The sequence below is a fragment of the Cellulosimicrobium sp. 72-3 genome, from assembly GCF_013127315.1.
In the GTDB taxonomy this organism is placed as follows: Bacteria; Actinomycetota; Actinomycetes; order Actinomycetales; family Cellulomonadaceae; genus Cellulosimicrobium; species Cellulosimicrobium funkei.
Window position 1 is genome coordinate 4,049,984 of the sequence record NZ_CP053419.1, and the last position, 16,284, is coordinate 4,066,267.

General features: G+C 75.1%; 15 protein-coding genes. 3 read left to right on the forward strand and 12 right to left on the reverse strand.

The window, feature by feature from the left end:
- Positions 1-51: 51 nt before the first annotated feature.
- From HKK73_RS18045 to HKK73_RS18070, 6 genes are all read right to left on the reverse strand, one after another.
- Complete coding sequence (locus HKK73_RS18045) at positions 52-996, reverse strand: aldo/keto reductase (protein ID WP_216608015.1); 945 nt, start codon at positions 994-996, stop codon at positions 52-54.
- A gap of 33 nt (positions 997-1,029) precedes the next feature.
- Positions 1,030-1,446, reverse strand: a complete 417-nt coding sequence (locus HKK73_RS18050; protein WP_171468565.1) for a MerR family transcriptional regulator — start codon at positions 1,444-1,446, stop codon at positions 1,030-1,032.
- A 64-nt stretch (positions 1,447-1,510) separates the two neighbouring features.
- A complete protein-coding gene (locus tag HKK73_RS18055) occupies positions 1,511-2,698 on the reverse strand; it encodes a hypothetical protein (protein WP_216608016.1) in 1,188 nt (395 codons plus the stop codon).
- A 115-nt stretch (positions 2,699-2,813) separates the two neighbouring features.
- Positions 2,814-3,263, reverse strand: coding sequence for a MauE/DoxX family redox-associated membrane protein (locus tag HKK73_RS18060; protein ID WP_085387053.1), 450 nt, complete (start codon positions 3,261-3,263; stop codon positions 2,814-2,816).
- Between the two features lie 36 nt (positions 3,264-3,299).
- A complete protein-coding gene (locus tag HKK73_RS18065; RefSeq protein ID WP_232322673.1) occupies positions 3,300-3,947 on the reverse strand; it encodes a response regulator transcription factor in 648 nt (215 codons plus the stop codon).
- Between the two features lie 26 nt (positions 3,948-3,973).
- Positions 3,974-5,269 carry a sensor histidine kinase gene (locus tag HKK73_RS18070; protein ID WP_144722978.1) on the reverse strand — a complete coding sequence of 432 codons (1,296 nt, stop codon included), beginning with the start codon at positions 5,267-5,269 and terminating at the stop codon, positions 3,974-3,976.
- Positions 5,270-5,375: 106 nt separating this feature from the next.
- Here HKK73_RS18070 and HKK73_RS18075 point away from each other — a divergent pair, with 106 nt between their 5' ends.
- On the forward strand, positions 5,376-6,125 hold the full coding sequence (locus HKK73_RS18075) for a ZIP family metal transporter (protein ID WP_171468566.1): 750 nt from the start codon (positions 5,376-5,378) through the stop codon (positions 6,123-6,125).
- Between the two features lie 6 nt (positions 6,126-6,131).
- Here HKK73_RS18075 and HKK73_RS18080 read toward each other — a convergent pair whose 3' ends face one another.
- The 4 genes from HKK73_RS18080 to HKK73_RS18095 all read right to left on the reverse strand — a co-directional run bounded on the left by HKK73_RS18080 (position 6,132) and on the right by HKK73_RS18095 (position 11,613).
- On the reverse strand, positions 6,132-6,776 hold the full coding sequence (locus HKK73_RS18080) for a 1-acyl-sn-glycerol-3-phosphate acyltransferase (RefSeq protein WP_061268954.1): 645 nt from the start codon (positions 6,774-6,776) through the stop codon (positions 6,132-6,134).
- A 54-nt stretch (positions 6,777-6,830) separates the two neighbouring features.
- Entirely contained in the window at positions 6,831-8,351 is a 1,521-nt protein-coding gene (locus HKK73_RS18085) for an amino acid permease (protein WP_114553767.1), read from the reverse strand.
- A gap of 142 nt (positions 8,352-8,493) precedes the next feature.
- Positions 8,494-10,116, reverse strand: coding sequence for a nucleobase:cation symporter-2 family protein (locus HKK73_RS18090; protein WP_253705704.1), 1,623 nt, complete (start codon positions 10,114-10,116; stop codon positions 8,494-8,496).
- Between the two features lie 120 nt (positions 10,117-10,236).
- Positions 10,237-11,613, reverse strand: a complete 1,377-nt coding sequence (locus HKK73_RS18095) for an 8-oxoguanine deaminase (RefSeq protein ID WP_171468567.1) — start codon at positions 11,611-11,613, stop codon at positions 10,237-10,239.
- A 141-nt stretch (positions 11,614-11,754) separates the two neighbouring features.
- Here HKK73_RS18095 and HKK73_RS18100 point away from each other — a divergent pair, with 141 nt between their 5' ends.
- Positions 11,755-13,077 (forward strand): cation:proton antiporter, encoded by a 1,323-nt coding sequence (locus HKK73_RS18100; protein WP_171468568.1) that lies wholly within the window; start codon positions 11,755-11,757, stop codon positions 13,075-13,077.
- 60 nt (positions 13,078-13,137) lie between these two features.
- On the opposite strand, the gene HKK73_RS18105 is transcribed toward HKK73_RS18100, so the two are convergent.
- Together HKK73_RS18105 and HKK73_RS18110 are read right to left on the reverse strand one after the other, a co-directional pair.
- Complete coding sequence (locus HKK73_RS18105) at positions 13,138-14,445, reverse strand: glycoside hydrolase family 16 protein (protein WP_171468569.1); 1,308 nt, start codon at positions 14,443-14,445, stop codon at positions 13,138-13,140.
- Between the two features lie 235 nt (positions 14,446-14,680).
- Entirely contained in the window at positions 14,681-15,250 is a 570-nt protein-coding gene (locus tag HKK73_RS18110) for a TetR/AcrR family transcriptional regulator (RefSeq protein ID WP_043654454.1), read from the reverse strand.
- 110 nt (positions 15,251-15,360) lie between these two features.
- Here HKK73_RS18110 and HKK73_RS18115 point away from each other — a divergent pair, with 110 nt between their 5' ends.
- The gene (locus HKK73_RS18115; RefSeq protein WP_043654451.1) at positions 15,361-16,203 is read left to right on the forward strand and encodes an alpha/beta fold hydrolase; all 843 of its coding nucleotides are present in this window, start codon (positions 15,361-15,363) and stop codon (positions 16,201-16,203) included.
- Positions 16,204-16,284: the final 81 nt, after the last annotated feature.

Sequence of the window (16,284 nt, forward strand, 5' to 3'; positions counted from 1 at the left end):
GTCGTCACCGCACCGGGGGTGTCTGCGGCGGCGGTCAGCGAGCGTGAGCGGTCAGCGGGCGTCGGCGAAGCGGTCCAGCTGGCTCGGCGACAGCGTGACGTCGCGCGCGGCCATCGCCTCGTCGACCTGCTCGATCCTGCTCGCCCCGACGATGGGCGAGATCCCCTGGCTCATGAGCCAGGCCAGGACGACCTGGTTCGGCGTCGCGCCGGTCTCCCGGGCGACCTCGTCGAGCACGCGGAGCACCCGCTCGGTCCCCGGGTGGGCGTAGCCCGCGGAGAACGGGCGGTCCGCACGGGTGTACCCGCCCATCATCAGGGGCGTGTAGCACCACAGGTCGAGCCCTTCCGTGCGGGCGTGGTCGAGGTCGTCCGGGGTCAGGAGCTTGTGGCCCGCCTCCGGGACGGTCGTGCCCGGGCGGGGCTGCACGAGGGAGTGCCGGAGCTGCAGCGCCGACCACTCGGCCACGCCCTGCCGACGCGCGAGGTCGCGTGCCTGCTGCACCCGCCACGACGCGTGGTTGGCCGCGCCGATGCGGCTCGCACGACCCTCGGCCACGGCCTCCCCGAAGGCGGCGACCGTCTCGCCGAGGTCGACCGTCCGGTCCTCCGCGTGCGCCCACAGCAGGTCGACGTGGTCGACGCCGAGGCGGTCGAGGCTCCCGTCGAGGCCCGCCCTGACGGCGGACGCGGAGAGGCCCTCCGCGCTCTCGGGCCACGCGTGCGCGACCAGCGGGTCCTGCCGGACCTTGGTGGCGAGCCCGACGGCGGAGCGCACCCCCGGGTTCGCCCGCAGCCAGGCGCCGAGCACGCGCTCGCTGGCGCCGCCCAGCCCGCTCGGGTCGGTCCAGAAGGCGTAGCAGTTCGCGGTGTCGAGCCAGTGGCCGCCCGCCTCGACGAAGCGGTCGAGCAGCCGGAACGCGGTGGACTGCTCCACGCGCGTGCCGTGGTCCATGGTCCCGAGGACGATCTGAGGAGCGTTCATCTGTGCGGTCATGCCCCGATGCTCGATGCTGGAGCGCGCTCCAGGTCAACAGGTGCTCGACGGCTCGGCCGGCTCCCCTTCGACGCTCGGGCCCGGGCTCTCTCCCGACTGCTCGCGGTAGTACGCGATCTTGTCGTCCAGCACGCCGAGCGCGAGGTCGATCCGCGCCCTGCGCTCGCGGAGCTCCCGCCGATGGCCCTGGAGGAACGCGACCCGGTCGGCGGGGCTCCCCTCGCGGCGCAGGAGCGAGGTGAACTCGCGCAGCTCGGCGATCCCCAGCCCGGCGTCCCGCAGGCACGTCACCAGCCCGATCCAGAACAGGTCGTCGCCGTCGTAGGCGCGGTGCCCGCCGGCCGTCCGGGCGATCGGCCCGATGAGTCCCTCCCGCTCGTAGTAGCGGAGCGTGTCGAGGCTGACACCTGCTCGGGCGGCGGCCGCCTGCGGTGTGAGCGTGTCGGACATGAGGAGCCTCTCTCTGCACGATCGGTACCCGACCCTGATTCTGGGTCCTGGTGCACGCCCCAGGTCAATGCCGGGCCCGGGCTCCCCCGCGCCCGCACACCCGGCACGTGCCACGGCGGCGGAGCCAGTAGGCGTAGGTCGCCGCGCCGAGCGCGAGCGACCAGACCGGCCACAGGAGCGTCGGCCCGACGGCGCCCCACGAGTCCGCGGTGAGGGCCAGCCGGCTCTCGCCGAACCCGAGGACGATGAGCGAGAACCCCGCGGGGAGCACCGCGACCGCGACGACCGTCGCGGGGACGACCGCGAGCGCGACGGGCACGCGGCGGCCCGCGAGCCCGACCGTCCAGCGCGGGAAGACCTCGCCCCAGCGCTGGAACAGGCCGAGCGTGAGCACCGCGCCGACGAGCGCGAAGCCGCCCAGCCCGAGCGCCGCGACCCAGCCGTCGTCCCCGGCGAGCTGCGCGACGTCGTCGGGCGAGAAGCCGAGCGGGATGCCGAGCACCCAGGCGATGCGCGTCACCGCGTAGAAGGTGGGGATCGCGGCGGCGACGAGCGCGGCGATCCGTCCCCAGCGCGCCGCGGCGGCGGGCGTGGTCCACGCGGGGTCGTGCCCGTCGTGGCGGCGCCCGCAGGACGCGCACGCCCCGGCCCCGCGGCGCACGAACCGCCACGTCGAGGCGACGAGCAGGGCGCCGCCGCCGAGGAGCGCGAGCTGCGTGAGCGGCCCGGCGCCGAGGAAGTCCTCGAACGCGGCGCGGATCACGGGGTCGAACGGCGCCATGACGAGCGTGACCGGGAGGTACCCGAGCCGGGCGAGGATCGACGCGTCGGTGAGGGCGAGCACCCCGGCCGAGACGACCGCGGTCGCCGCGACGGTCACCGCGCGGTCGGTCCGGGCGACGGGACCGCGCCGGGCTCCGAGCCACACGCGCAGCGCGGTGGCCGCGCCGACGAGGGCGAGGACCGCGACCCACGGCGTGAGGGTCGCGCCCGGGACCCTGCTCAGGGCGCCGAACGACAGGTCGTTCGCGGCGCCGACCGCGAGCGTGCCGCCGGTCAGCGTGACGACGAGCGCGACGAGGCCGCCGAGCGCCCACCACGCGGCCGCGGCGGGGGCGATCCAGCGTCCTCGGGACGCGCGCCCGGGAGGGGCGGGCGGCCGGCCGCGGGTCGACGGTCCACGGTCGCGACCCGACGGCGCGGGTGCCGGCGTGCGGTCGGACAGGGGCGGGTGCGGTGTCGAGGTGCTCATGCCTCGACGCTCCCGGACCCCGCCCGGCGGCGGATCCCCCGGCACGGCGAGCCCGCTCCCCCGCGCGGGTGACCACGCTCCGGCGCGGATGACCGCGCTCCGGCGCGGCAGCCGGTCAGTCGCGCGGGCGCGGCGCCCGACGCAGCGCCCGGAGGGCGCCCGTGGACCACAGCGCCCACGCCACGAGCACGGGCTGGAAGAACAGGCGCCCGAACCGCTTGGCGTCGGTGTCGAGGCCGAACCCGTCCTGGTGCTCGAGCCACTGCCCGACGTTCCCCGGGAAGATCACCACGAAGAACGCGGCAGCGACGAGCCCCACGGCGACGCGCCACCGGGACAGCACGACGAGCGACCCGCCGAGCGCGATCTCGACGGCGCCCGACGCGAGCACCGTCACGTCGTCGTCCACGGGGAACCAGGACGGGACCTGCGCCTGGAACTCCTCGCGCGCGACCGTGAGGTGGCTGATCCCGGCCCCGACCAGGGCGAGCCCCAGCGCGACGCGTGCGACCGTCGCGACGGGCGGCACGGGCGGGGCGGGGCGGGTGAGCACGGAGAGGTCCATGGCGCGATCGTCGCACCGGGGCGGTCGGCGCGCGCGTCAGCCCGCCCGCACGAACCCCGACTCGTAGGCGCGCACCACGGCCTGCGTGCGGTCGCGCACGCCCAGCTTGGCGAGGACGTTGCCCACGTGCGTGCGCACCGTCTCGACGCCGAGGTAGAGCTCGGCCGCGATCTCCGCGTTCGACAGCCCCTGCGCGACGAGCCGCAGCACCTCCCCCTCCCGCTCGGTCAGGCGCGCGCCGCGCAGCGCGTCGCCCGTGGGCGGGTGCGCCGTCGCGAGGCGTCGCACGGCGTCGGGGAAGAGCAGCGACTCGCCGCGCGCGACGACGCGCACCGCCTGCGCGACCTCCTCCGGGCGAGCGCGCTTGAGCAGGAACCCGTGCGCCCCGGCCCGGAGCGCGTCGAGCACGTGGTCGTCGTTCTCGAAGGTCGTGAGCACGAGGACGCGTGGTGCGCCGTCGCGCGCGAGCAGCGCCCGCGTCGCCGCGATCCCGTCGACGCGCGGCATCCGCACGTCCATGAGCACGACGTCGGGCCGCGCCCGCGCGACGACGCCCGGCACCTCCGCGCCGTCCCCCGCCTCGCCGACGACCTCCAGGTCCGGCTCCGCGTCGAGGATGACGCGCAGCCCCGCGCGCACGAGCGGCTCGTCGTCGACGAGCACCACGCGGACCGTCCCCGTCACGGGACCGCTCCTGCCCGGGCCCGCGCTCATCGCGACGACCCCGCGCGCGGGAACGTCGCGCGCACGACCCAGGCGCCGCCGTCGGGCGCGGGACCGGCCGCGACCTCCCCGCGCAGCAGGTGGGCCCGTTCGCGCATGCCCGCGAGGCCGCGGTGCTCGCGCGCGGCGCCGTCGGGTGCCCGACGCCGCGCGCCCGCCCCGAGCGGGTTGCGCACCTCGACGACCAGCGCGTCACCGGGACCGGGCGCCACCTCGACGGCGACGGGCTCGCCGGGCGCGTGGCGCAGCGCGTTGGTCAGCGCCTCCTGCACGACCCGGTACGCCTCCTGCGACACGGCGCGCGGGACGTCAGGCAGCGCGGCGCCGTCCCGCGCGAGCCGCACGTCGGCGCCCGTGCCGCGCGCGTCGTCGAGCAGGGCGTCGAGGTCGGCGAGCGTGCGGGCCGGGGCGCGGGGCGGCGCCCCCGGGACGTCCGCGCGCAGGAGGCCGAGCACGTGGTCGAGGTCCGCCATCGCGCTGCGGCCCGTCTCCTCGATCGCGGCGAGCGCACGGCGCGCCGCGGGCGGGTCGGAGTCCAGCAGGCGTGCCGCCGCGGCCGCCTGGAGCGTCGTGACGGTCAGGGCGTGGCCGACCGAGTCGTGCAGCTCGCGCGCGAGCCGGCCCCGCTCCGCCGCACGGTCAGCGGCCGCCTCCAGCTCCGCGATCTGCTCCGTCTGGTCCGGGCCGAGCAGCGGCAGGGCCGCCTGGCGCAGCACGGCGCGCGCGAGCACCACGACGTACGGGACGGCGAGCAGCACGAGCACCGCGGTGAGCAGCCACGTCCACGCGGGCAGCGCCTCCCACGGTCGCCAGTCGGCGAGCAGCACCGGCTCGACGCCCGTCGCGGACAGCACGAGCTGCGTCGCGACCGGGACCCCGAACAGCACCACCACCACGACCGCGGCACCGAGGGCCAGGTGCAGCGCGTACCAGGCCGCGGCCCGCCAGCGCGTCGCCGCGCCCGGCGGGGCGGCACCGGCCGCGGGGAGCGGCACGTCGACGTCGAGGAACGTCCGCGCCGCCGCGATCTCGAGCGTGCGCACGGGCGCGAGGAACGGGGGCGTGCTCGCGAGGACCGCCGTCACGAGCGCCAGGACGACCGTCGCGACGCGCGGCGTCTGGAGGGACGCGAACATCTGCACGAACCCCGCGACGAGCACCACGTACGCCCCGGCGACGACGCCGCCGACCACGAGGAGCACCCCGGCGCGCACGGTGGCCGTGCTGCGCAGCGGGGCGAGCACCCGTCCCCACCCTCGCGGCGGGCGCGCGTCGGTCGTCATGGCCCCCAGTCTCACCGCGCCGCCCGCGCGGCACATCCCCTCGACGGGGGAACCGCGACGTGCGCGACGCCGCGCGCCCCGGCACGCCCGCTGGTCCAATGGGAGCGTGATCGGGTTCTGGTGGGGCCTCGTCGGGGCGTCGTCGCTGCTCCTCGGGGCCGCGCTCGTCTTCTGGCGCCCGCCGGGCCAGCGGCTCGTCGGGCTCGTCATGGCGTTCGGCTCGGGCGTGCTCATCAGCGCCGTCGCCTACGACCTCGTGGAGGACGCGTCGACCCGCGCGAGCGGGCTCGTCCTGCTCGCGGGCCTCGCGGGCGGGGCGCTGACGTTCTTCGTCGGCGACCGGATCATCGACCGGATGGGCGGCGAGGGCCGCAAGCGCTCCACGGGCGTGCAGAAGGAGTCGGTCCAGGCCGCGGGCGGCACCGGCGGCGCGGCGATCGCGCTCGGCACCGTGCTCGACGGCATCCCCGAGTCCGTGGTGCTCGGCGCGACGCTCATCGGGGGCGGCGGGGTGAGCGTCGCGATGCTCGCCGCCGTCTTCGTGTCCAACCTGCCGGAGGCGATGTCGGCGACGGCGGGGCTGCTCAAGGCCGGCACGAAGCCGTCGCGGCTGTGGGCGCTGTGGGGGTCGACGACGCTCGTCTCGGCGCTCGCGGCCGGGGTCGGCTACCTCGCGCTCGACAGCGCGTCGCCCGCCGTCGTGGCGGTCACCCAGGCGTTCGCCGCGGGGGCGCTGCTCACCATGCTCGTCGACACGATGATCCCCGAGGCGACGGAGTTCGGCGGACCGGTCACCGGGCTCGTCACGGTGCTCGGGTTCGCGACGGCGTTCGGGCTGAGCTCGATCGGCGGGTGACCGCCGTCAGGCCGCGAGGTCTTGGCCGCTCATGCGGTGGATCGACGCCATGACCTCGTCCGTGAGCTCGCGCCGCGCCTGCGCCGGCTTGGTCCCGGCCGTGATCTGGCGCTGCGGGTCGATGGGCTTGCCGAAGTGCACCTCGACGCGGTGCAGGCGCGGGATCCGCTTGCCGACCGGCTGGACCTTGTCCGTGCCGCGCACGGCGACGGGGACGACGGGCGCGTGCCCGGCGAGCGCGAGCCACGCGACGCCCGTGCGGCCCGGGTGCAGCTTGCCGTCGCGCGAGCGCGTGCCCTCGGGGTAGATCCCGAACGCGCCGCCGCGCTGGAGCACCTCGAGCGCGTCCTCGAGCGAGCGCTGCCCGGCGCGCGGGTCGTCGCGCTGGACGGGGATCATGCCGATCGTCGTGAAGAACCACCGCGACAGGCGGCCCTTGATCCCGCGGCCCGTGAAGTACTCGGCCTTGGCGAGGAACGTCACGTGCCGCGGCGCGACGATCGGGATGAGCAGCGAGTCGATGAACGACAGGTGGTTGCTCGCGAGGATCACCGCACCGTGGCGCGGGATGTTGTTGCGTCCTGTCACCTGGGGCCGCAGCAGCACGTAGGCGAGCAGCGACAGGATGAGCCTCAGGACGCGATAGGTCATCCGTTCATTGTGCACCGTCCGGGGCGCACGTCCGTGCACGCCGTGGACGACGGCTCACCCGTCGGCGCGCGCTCCCACCGCCGCACCGCGCCGCACCCGGCCCCGCCGGGTGACGAGGTACACCGCGAGGATCACGGCCACGAGCCCGGCGGTGGACACGAGCTGGGCGCGCGCGGCGGCGTCGGTCAGCATGAGGACGGCGAGCGCGGCGAGACCCCCGAGCACCGCCCACGTGAGCCACGGGAAGCCCCACATGCGCAGCGTCATCGGCTCGCCCGACGCGCGGGCCTGCGCCTCGATCCGACGGCGGAGCCGGAGCTGCGAGACGGCGACGAGGACCCACACGACGAGCAGCGCGGCGCCCACGGCGTTGAGCAGGATGCCCAGCAGCGCCTCCGGCAGGAGCCAGTTCAGCCCGACCGCGACGAGCGCGAAGAACACGGAGACCAGCACCGACACCCAGGGGACGTCGCGCCGCGACACGCGCCGCAGCGCGCGCGGGCCGTCGCCGCGCCCGGCCAGCGAGTAGGCCATGCGCGACGTGCCGTACACGTTCGCGTTGAACGCCGAGAGCAGCGCGACCACGACGACGACCTCCATGACGCGCGCCGCGCCCGGCAGCCCGGCGAGGTCGAGCACCGCGACGAACGGGCTCTCGGCGAGCAGCGGCGAGTCCCACGGGAGCACGAGCACCATGATCGCGACCGAGCCCAGGTAGAACACGAGGATCCGCCACACGATGCTGCGCGTCGCGCGCGCGACGGCGGTGCGCGGCTCGCGCGCCTCGGCGGCGGCGATCGTGACGATCTCGATGCCGCCGAACGCGAAGACGACGACGAGCAGCCCCGCCGCGATGCCGCCCCACCCCTCCGGGGCGAAGCCGCCCTGGCCGAGCAGGTTCGACGTGCCGACGGGCTCCGTCCCGGGCAGCAGGCCGAGCACGAGCAGCACGCCGACGACGAGGAACCCGACGATCGCCGCGACCTTGACGAACGCGAACCAGAACTCGAGCTCGCCGAACTGCCGCACGCCCCACAGGTTGATCACCGCGAACACGACGACCACGGCGAGCGCGACGCCCCACTGCGGCACGTCGGGGTACCAGCCGGTGACGATGCGCGCGGCCCCGGTGATCTCGGCGCCGAGCACCATGACGAGCATGAACCAGTACAGCCAGCCGAGCAGGAACCCGGCCCACGGCCCGAGCGCCTCCTCCGCGTAGACGGAGAACGACCCGCTCGCGGGGCGCGCGCTCGCCATCTCGGCGAGCATCCGCATCACGAGGATGACGACGACGCCCGCGATCGCGTACGACACGAGCACGGCCGGGCCGGCGGTGGCGATCCCGACGCCGGAGCCGAGGAACAGCCCGGCGCCGATCGCGGAGCCGAGGCCCATCATCGTCAGGTGCCGCGTGCGCAGCCCGCTGCCCAGGTGGTCGGCGCCAGGGTCGGCGCTCGGGTCGGCGCCGCGGTCGACGGTCGGGTCGCCGGTCGGGTCGGTCGTCGACGGCCGGGTCTCGGCCGGGGCCCCGCTCGCGGACGGTGCCGGGCGTTCGGGCGTGGGGGTGCTCATGGTGCGGTCCTGCGGTCGGGGTCGGGACGCCGTGCTCGACGCCGACCCACGACGCTACACGGCCCGGGCGCGACGACGCCCCGCACCCGGCGTGAGGGACGCTCGGGGTGCGGGGCGGCGTCGGGCACGACGCTGTGCCGCGCTACGGGGTCGCGGTCCGCGGGAGCGGGGCGACGGCGTGCTGGCGCGGCGCGGCGGTGCCGTCGCCGGGCGTGGCCGGGTCGCCCGCTCCGGCGGCGGTGCCGGCCTGTCGTCCGTCCCCGTCCGGCGCCGGGGCGTCGGGCGTCGGCGCCGCGGCGTCGACGGCGACCGGTCGGCGCGTCGAGCCGTTGAGGACGCCGTCGTCCTGGAGGTCCTCCAGGTCGTCGTCGTCCACGGCGTTCGCGCCGTGCTCCGCCCCGGCCGCGAACACGGACGGGTCCGGCGGCGTGCCGAACTTCAGGTGGTTGAAGAGCAGGTTCAGCAGGATCGCCATGACCGCGGCCGAGCTGATGCCCGAGTGGAAGATGATCCCGAACCACGTGGGGAACTGGTCGTAGAAGTCGGGCTTGGCGATGGGGATCATCCCGAACGAGATCGACGCCGCCACGATGATGAGGTTCATCGGGCGCGAGTAGTCGACCTTGGCGAGCGTGCGGATGCCCGACGCCGCGACCGAGCCGAACAGGACGACGCCCGCACCGCCGAGGACCGGCGTCGGCACCGCGGCGACGACGCGGCCGAGGACGGGCAGCAGGCCGAGGATCACGAGGATCGCGCCGCCCGCCCCCACGACGAACCGCGACTTCACGCCCGTGATGGCCACGAGACCGACGTTCTGCGCGAATGCCGACTGCGTGAAGGACCCGAAGAACGGCGACACGATGGACGAGGCCATGTCGGCCCGGAGGCCGTCGGCGATGCGCTTGCGGTTCACCTTGGTGCCGACGATCTCGCCGACGGCGATGATGTCGGCCGTCGTCTCGGTGAGGGTCACGAGGATGACGATGAGCATGGAGATGATCGCGGCGATCTCGAACGTCGGCGCCCCGAAGCCGAGGAACGACGGGAACGCGGCGACGGGGCCGTCGCCCACGCCGGAGAAGTCGGCCTTGCCGAGCGCGAGGGCGATGAGCGTCCCGACGACGATCGCGATGAGGATCGACAGGCGCGAGATCGTGCCGCTGCCGACCTTGGACAGCAGGATGACGATCGCGAACGTCAGCGCGGCGAGGCCGATGTTGCTCACCGAGCCGTAGTCGGGCGCGCTCGCGTTGCCGCCCATCGCCCAGTTGGCCGCGACGGGCATGAGCGTGAGCCCGATCGTCGTGATGACGACGCCCGTGACCACGGGCGGGAAGAACCGGATGATCTGCGCGAAGAACGGCGTGATGAGCAGGCCGATCACGGAGGCGACGAGCACCGCGCCCAGGACGCCCGGGATCCCTCCCCCGCCGTTGACGATCGCGACCATCGTGGACACGCCCGCGAAGGACACGCCCTGGACCAGCGGCAGCTGGGACCCGAAGAAGGGGATGCCCACCGTCTGCAGGATCGTCGCGAGGCCGCCGATGAAGAGGGACGCTGCGACGAGCATCCCGATCTCGGCGCCGGTCAGGCCCGCGGCGCTCCCCACGATGAGCGGCGGGGCGATGATGCCGCCGTACATCGTGAGCACGTGCTGGAACCCGTACCCGAACGTCGACCCGATGGGCAGCCGCTCGTCCTCAGGGCGTACCGGACGCCGTTCGGCGCCGTCCGTGGCCCTCGTGGCTCGCGCGTTCATAGCGGACCTCCTCGTCAGCTATCGTTCCGCTTGGCGGAAAACTACTTCCACTATTCGAACGCCAAGTGTGACCTGTGTCAAGTCCCCGACGACAACTCGTCCGCGGCCGGCGGGGCCGGCTCAGCCCGCGACGAGGCGGCGCGCCGCCGCCGAGTGCTCCGCCGCCAGGGCGCCGAGGTCGAGCCCGGGGATCGCGCCGTCGACGACGCGCCACGCGCCGCCCACCATGACGCGGTCCGCGCGGTCGGCGCCGCACAGCAGGAGCGCGGCGACCGGGTCGTGGGCGCCGGAGAAGCGCAGCTCGTCGAGCCGCCACAGCGCGAGGTCGGCCTGCTTGCCGACCGCGAGCACGCCGACGTCGTCCCGCCCCAGCACGCGCGCCGAGCCACGCGTGCCCCAGCCGAGCGCGCGGGTCACGGGGATGTCCGCGCCGTACCGGAGGCGCTGGAGGTAGAGCGCCTGGCGCGCCTCGAGGATCATCGTCGAGGCGTCGTTCGACGCCGAGCCGTCGACCCCGAGCCCGACGGGCGCGCCCGCGTCCTCCAGCTCCACGGCCCGGGCGATGCCGGAGGCAAGGCGCATGTTCGACGTCGGGCAGTGCGCGACGCCGGTCCCCGCCGCCCCGAGGCGGCGCACCTCGTCGTCGTCGAGGTGGATGCCGTGGCCGAGCCAGGCGCGGTCCGTGAGCCAGCCGACGGACTCCAGGTAGTCGACCGTGCGCATCCCGAAGCGCTCACGGCAGAAGTCCTCCTCGTCGACCGTCTCGGCGAGGTGCGTGTGCAGGCGGACGTCGAGCTCCTCCGCGAGCGCCGCGCTCTCGCGCATCGCGTCGGTCGTCACCGAGAACGGCGAGCAGGGCGCGAAGGCGATCTGCACCTGCGCCCCGGCGCCCCGCTCGTGGTACGTGTCCACGAGCCGCTGCGAGTCCGCGAGGATCGTGTCGAGGTCCTGGACGACCGACTGCGGCGGCAGGCCGCCGTCGTCCTGGCCGAGCGTCATGGAGCCGCGCGTGAGGGTCGCGCGCATCCCGAGCCGCCGGACGGCGGCGACCTGGAGGTCGATCGCGTCGTCGAGACCGGCGGGGAAGACGTAGTGGTGGTCGGCCGCCGTCGTGCAGCCGGAGAGCAGGAGCTCCGCGAGGGCGACGGTCGTCGCGAGCTCGTGGTCGCGCGGCGTGAGGCGCGCCCAGACCGGGTAGAGGCGCTGCAGCCAGGGGAAGAGCGGGGCGTCGGCGACCGGCCCCCAGGCCCGCGTGAGCGTCTGGTAGAAGTGGTGGTGCGTGTTGATCAGGCCCGGCGTGAGCACGTGCTGCGACGCGTCGAACGTCTCGTCGACGGGAGCGGACGGCTGCGCGCCGGCCGCGACGAGCTCGACGACCACCCCGCCCTCGACGACGAGGCCGCCGCGCGCGTCCGGGGCGCCCGGGGAGTCGTCGGCGGTGAACACGCCGAGCGGGTCGCGGACCCACGTCCTGGTCGCTGCGTCGGTGCTGGTCATGGTGCCTCCTGGTGGCTCGTCGCTCACCGGGGCGCGGCTCCGGCGCCACGGTGCGCCGGCTCAGTGGTCCTGTCTGCCGATCCAGGTGCCGCGCGTCACGCGGCCCGGCCGACGCTAGGCCGGGCCGCGACCGCCGTCAAGATGCGCCCGCCGCTTCCCGCGCGCGACCTCGGCCGCTGCGCCATCCTGGTGCTCGCCGCCGCCGACCACCGGGAGCCGTCCGTGAACGTCTACGCCCCGCTCGTGCCGGTGTTCGTCGTCGCCCTGCTGGCGCCCCTGCTCACGGGCCTCATGCCCGTGCGGTCGCGCGTCCCGCAGGTCGTCGTGCTGCTGCTGGGCGGCATCCTCGTCGGGCCGTCCGCGCTCGACCTCGCCACGCCCGACGACGTCACGCTCCTCTCGGACCTCGGCATGGGCTTCCTCTTCCTGCTGGCGGGGTACGAGCTCGAGCCGAGCCTCCTGCGCGAGCGCGTCGGTCGGCGGGCCGGAGCCGCGTGGCTGACGTCGCTCGTGGTCGGGGCGGTGCTCGTCCTCGTGGTCGTGCGTCACGACTCGCCGCACGCCGTCGCGGCCGGGGCGATCGCGCTCACGACGACGGCGCTCGGCGTGGTGCTCCCGATCCTGCGCGACGGCGGTCAGCTCGGCTCGCGGCTCGGCCGCGCGGTGCTCGTGGTCGGGGCGGTGGGCGAGCTCGGCCCGATCGTCGCCATGGCCGTGCTGCTCGGGACGCGCGAGAGCGGGGTCGCGGCGATCCTGCTCGTCCTGTTCGCGGTCGTCGCGGTCGCGCTGTCCGCGCTGCCGGGCCGGCTGGGGCGCCTCAAGGCCCTCGGCGGCGACCGCCTCTTCAGCGCGGCGGAGCACGGGACCGGCCAGAGCACGCTGCGCCTCACGGTGCTGCTGCTCGTCGTGCTGCTCGCGCTCGCCGCGGGGCTCGGGTTCGACGCGGTGCTGGGCGCGTTCGTCGGCGGCATGGTGCTGCGCCGCTGGGCGCCCGGCGACGTCGAGGCGCTGGAGAAGAAGCTCGACGCGGTCGCGTGGGGCGTGTTCGTGCCGGTGTTCTTCGTCAGCTCCGGCATGGGCCTGGACATCGACTCCATCGTCGCCTCCCCGCTGCTGCCGCTGACGTTCTTCGCACTCATGGTGGTCGTGCGGGGCGGGCCGGTGCTCCTGTGGTTCCGGCGCGAGCTGCCGTCGGTCGAGCGCGTCCAGACCGCGCTCTACGCGGCGACCGCGCTGCCGCTGCTCGTCGCGCTCACGGAGATCGCCGTCGAGCAGGGCGCCATGACGTCGCAGGTCGGGGCGGCGCTCGTCGGCGCGGGCGTGCTGTCGGTGATCGTGCTGCCGATGGTCGCGAGCCGGCTCGGCCCGCGTGAGCCGGGCGGCCGCCCATCCGGACCGGGCGAGCAGGGCGAGCCGGGCCCGCGCGTCGACCCGCCCGACGACGCGGCGACCGCGCGCGGGTGACGCACCCCGGGGCGCCCCGCCCGCGCGGCCGGTCGCCGCGGTCACCAGGTCAGCCGGGTGTCACAGCGTCCACTGCTGGGCGGTCGTGCCGTTGCACGTCCAGGTCTGCAGCCGCTGGCCGTCGTGCAGGGGCGCGCCCCCCGTGGCGTCGAGGCAGAGCCCGGACTGCGGGTTGCGCAGCGCCTTGCTCCCCGCGTCGTACGCCCACTTCTGCGCGCCGGTCCCGTTGCACGTCCACACCTGCACGGCGGCGCCGCGCGTCGTCGCGCCGTCGCGCACGTCGAGGCACTTGCCGAGCGCGCGGACGGTCCCGTCGGAGCCGCGCGTCCAGGTCTGCGCGGCGTTGCCGCTGCACGTGACGATCTGCACCTGGTTGCCGTCGGTCGGGTCCGCCCACGGGACGTCGACGCACATGCCGTTCGCGGCGCGCACCGCGCCGGTCCCCGTCGGCAGGCCGGTGCCGGGGTTCCCCGGGCTCGACGAGCCCGAGCCGTTGTCGTAGACGCGCACGTAGTCGACCTTCATCTGCTGCGGGAGCTGGGTCGTGCCGTCGGGGTAGCCCGGCCACTGCCCGCCGACCGCGACGTTGAGGATGAGGAAGAACGGCTGGTCGAACACCCAGGCGTTCGCGCCGACGCTCGCGCGCGTGACGCGGTGGAACTGCTGGCCGTCGACGAACCACGTGATCTCCCCCGGCTTCCAGTCGACCGCGAACGTGTGGAACGTGTCCGCGAACGACCAGCCCTGCGGGTGCTGGTACATGCCCGTGATGCCGGAGCCGCCGGAGTACCCCGGGCCGTGCACCGTGCCGTGCACGCGGTGCGGCTCGAACCCGACGTTCTCCATGATGTCGATCTCGCCCGACGACGGCCACGGCGTCCCGGGGAAGCTCCCGCCGAGCATCCAGAACGCCGGCCAGATCCCCTGGCCGCGCGGGATCTGGATGCGCGCCTCGATGCGCCCGTACTGCGGCTGGTACTTCCCCTGGGTCGTCATGCGCGCCGACGTGTACGACCCGTCGCCCTCGCGGCGCGCGGTGATGACGAGGTTGCCCTGGCCGTCGAGCGCGGAGTTGGCGCGCGAGGCCGTGTAGTTCTGGAGCTCGGCGTTGCCCCACCCGTGCGCGCCGGTCTCGTGGTTCCAGACGGCGGGGTTCGGCGCCGAGCCCGCCGCGCCGTCGAACTCGTCGGACCACAGGAGGTCGCCGGGTGCGGCGGCGGCCGACGTCGCGGGCACGGTGACGGCGAGCGCCGCCGCGGCGGCCGTGAGCGCGGCGACGAGCGCACCCGCGAGGCGCCGCCGGGCGCGTGGTCGGCGCCCGGCCAGGTTGCGGGGCGGGGTCAGGGAGCGGTGACGTGCGAGGTCCATCGTTCCTCCAGGTCCGGCGGCGGTGCCGCCTGCGTCTCGCCACGGTGCGGGACATGCTCTCGGCGCGACTCTGCACCGGGCGGGGGCCGTTCCTCGGCCCTCCGTCCGCGACCCTACGGCGGCGCGAACACGCCGAGCAAGCGCTCTCTCGGCGTGTCGTGGGATCGCTCCCATCTCGCTTCCCCGCCACCCGGGCACGCGGGCGGCCCGACCGCCCCGGGAACGCCCCGGGACGTCAGGCGGTCGCAGGGACCGCCGCGTCGAGGATCGCCTCGGCCGCCCGGCGCGCCTGGCGCGCGACGTCGAGGTCCTGCGTGATGGCCGCCGTCGTCTGCGCCCCCTCGGCGAGCAGCACGACCTGGAGCGCGACGTCGTCGGGCAGGCCTGCCTCGCGCACGACGTCGCGCGCGTACTGCTGGAACGACTCCTTGTGCTCGCGCACCGCGGCGGCGACCCCGGGCGACGTCGCGCCGAGCTCGCCGAACGAGTTGATGAACGCGCAGCCGCGGAAGCCGTCCTCGCGGAACCACGCGTCGAGGAAGTCGAACACGGCGAGCAGCCGCTCCCGGGGCGTGGCGACCCCCGCGGCGGCCTGGGCGATCCCGTCGTCCCACCGCCGGGTGCGCTGGCGCAGCACGGCCACGACGAGGTCGTCCTTGGACGGGAAGAGCGAGTAGATGCGCTTGAGCGACACCCCGGCCTCCGCACGGACGGCGTCCATACCGACGGCCTGCACGCCCTGGGCGTAGAACAGCCGGTCGGCCGCGGCCACCACGGCCGCGCGGGCGCTCGCGTCGTCGAGCATCGCTCATCTCCTGTTCACGTCGTACCGCTTGCGCGGAGAACCATCGTTCTCTAGTGTAGCGACCAACGAGAGAACGACCGTTCTCCCGACCTCGCGAAAGGGGCACGACCATGGGGTACATCACCGTCGGGCAGGAGAACTCCACCGACATCGAGCTCTACTACGAGGACCAGGGCGCCGGGCAGCCGGTCGTCCTCATCCACGGCTACCCCCTCGACGGCCACAGCTGGGAGCTGCAGAAGCGCGAGCTGCTCGACGCCGGCCACCGCGTCATCACGTACGACCGCCGCGGGTTCGGCGCGTCGAGCAAGGTCGGCAGCGGCTACGACTACGACACGTTCGCGGCCGACCTCGACACCGTCCTGGAGACCCTCGACCTGCGCGACGTGATCCTCGTCGGCTTCTCCATGGGCACCGGCGAGCTCGCCCGCTACGTGAAGAACCACGGCCACGAGCGCGTCGCCAAGCTCGCGTTCCTCGCCTCGCTCGAGCCCTTCCTCGTCCAGCGCGACGACAACCCGGAGGGCGTCCCGCAGTCCGTGTTCGACGGCATCGTCGAGGCCGCGCGCTCCGACCGCTACGCCTGGTACACGCAGTTCTACAAGGACTTCTACAACCTCGACGAGAACCTCGGGACCCGCATCAGCGAGGACGCCGTGCACGCGAGCTGGATCACCGCGATCGGCTCCGCGCCCGTCGCCGCGTACGCGGTCGTGCCGACCTGGATCGAGGACTTCCGCGCCGACGTCGAGGCCGTCCGCGCCGCCGGCAAGCCGACCCTGATCCTGCACGGCACGAAGGACAACATCCTGCCGATCGACGCGACCGGACGCCGCTTCCGCCAGCTCGTGCCGGACGCCGAGTACGTCGAGGTCGAGGGCGCTCCCCACGGCCTGCTCGTCACGCACGCGGCCGAGGTCAACGAGGCGCTGCTCGCCTTCGTCGGTCGCTGACCGCGACGCCGGTCGGCAGGTCCGGGCGCCGCGACCGGGCGCCGGGGTGGTCCCCGGCGCCCGGCGCCACGGCCGAGTGAG

Bases quoted from the DNA above. Each gene is read 5' to 3' on its own strand.
- HKK73_RS18045 (WP_216608015.1), bottom strand. From the start codon at position 996: ATGACCGCACAGATGAACGCTCCTCAGATCGTCCTCGGGACCATGGAC.
- HKK73_RS18050 (WP_171468565.1), bottom strand. From the start codon at position 1,446: ATGTCCGACACGCTCACACCGCAGGCGGCCGCCGCCCGAGCAGGTGTC.
- HKK73_RS18055 (WP_216608016.1), bottom strand. From the start codon at position 2,698: ATGAGCACCTCGACACCGCACCCGCCCCTGTCCGACCGCACGCCGGCA.
- HKK73_RS18060 (WP_085387053.1), bottom strand. From the start codon at position 3,263: ATGGACCTCTCCGTGCTCACCCGCCCCGCCCCGCCCGTGCCGCCCGTC.
- HKK73_RS18070 (WP_144722978.1), bottom strand. From the start codon at position 5,269: ATGACGACCGACGCGCGCCCGCCGCGAGGGTGGGGACGGGTGCTCGCC.
- HKK73_RS18080 (WP_061268954.1), bottom strand. From the start codon at position 6,776: ATGACCTATCGCGTCCTGAGGCTCATCCTGTCGCTGCTCGCCTACGTG.
- HKK73_RS18085 (WP_114553767.1), bottom strand. From the start codon at position 8,351: ATGAGCACCCCCACGCCCGAACGCCCGGCACCGTCCGCGAGCGGGGCC.
- HKK73_RS18090 (WP_253705704.1), bottom strand. From the start codon at position 10,116: ATGAACGCGCGAGCCACGAGGGCCACGGACGGCGCCGAACGGCGTCCG.
- HKK73_RS18095 (WP_171468567.1), bottom strand. From the start codon at position 11,613: ATGACCAGCACCGACGCAGCGACCAGGACGTGGGTCCGCGACCCGCTC.
- HKK73_RS18100 (WP_171468568.1), top strand. From the start codon at position 11,755: ATGCGCCCGCCGCTTCCCGCGCGCGACCTCGGCCGCTGCGCCATCCTG.
- HKK73_RS18105 (WP_171468569.1), bottom strand. From the start codon at position 14,445: ATGGACCTCGCACGTCACCGCTCCCTGACCCCGCCCCGCAACCTGGCC.
- HKK73_RS18110 (WP_043654454.1), bottom strand. From the start codon at position 15,250: ATGCTCGACGACGCGAGCGCCCGCGCGGCCGTGGTGGCCGCGGCCGAC.
- HKK73_RS18115 (WP_043654451.1), top strand. From the start codon at position 15,361: ATGGGGTACATCACCGTCGGGCAGGAGAACTCCACCGACATCGAGCTC.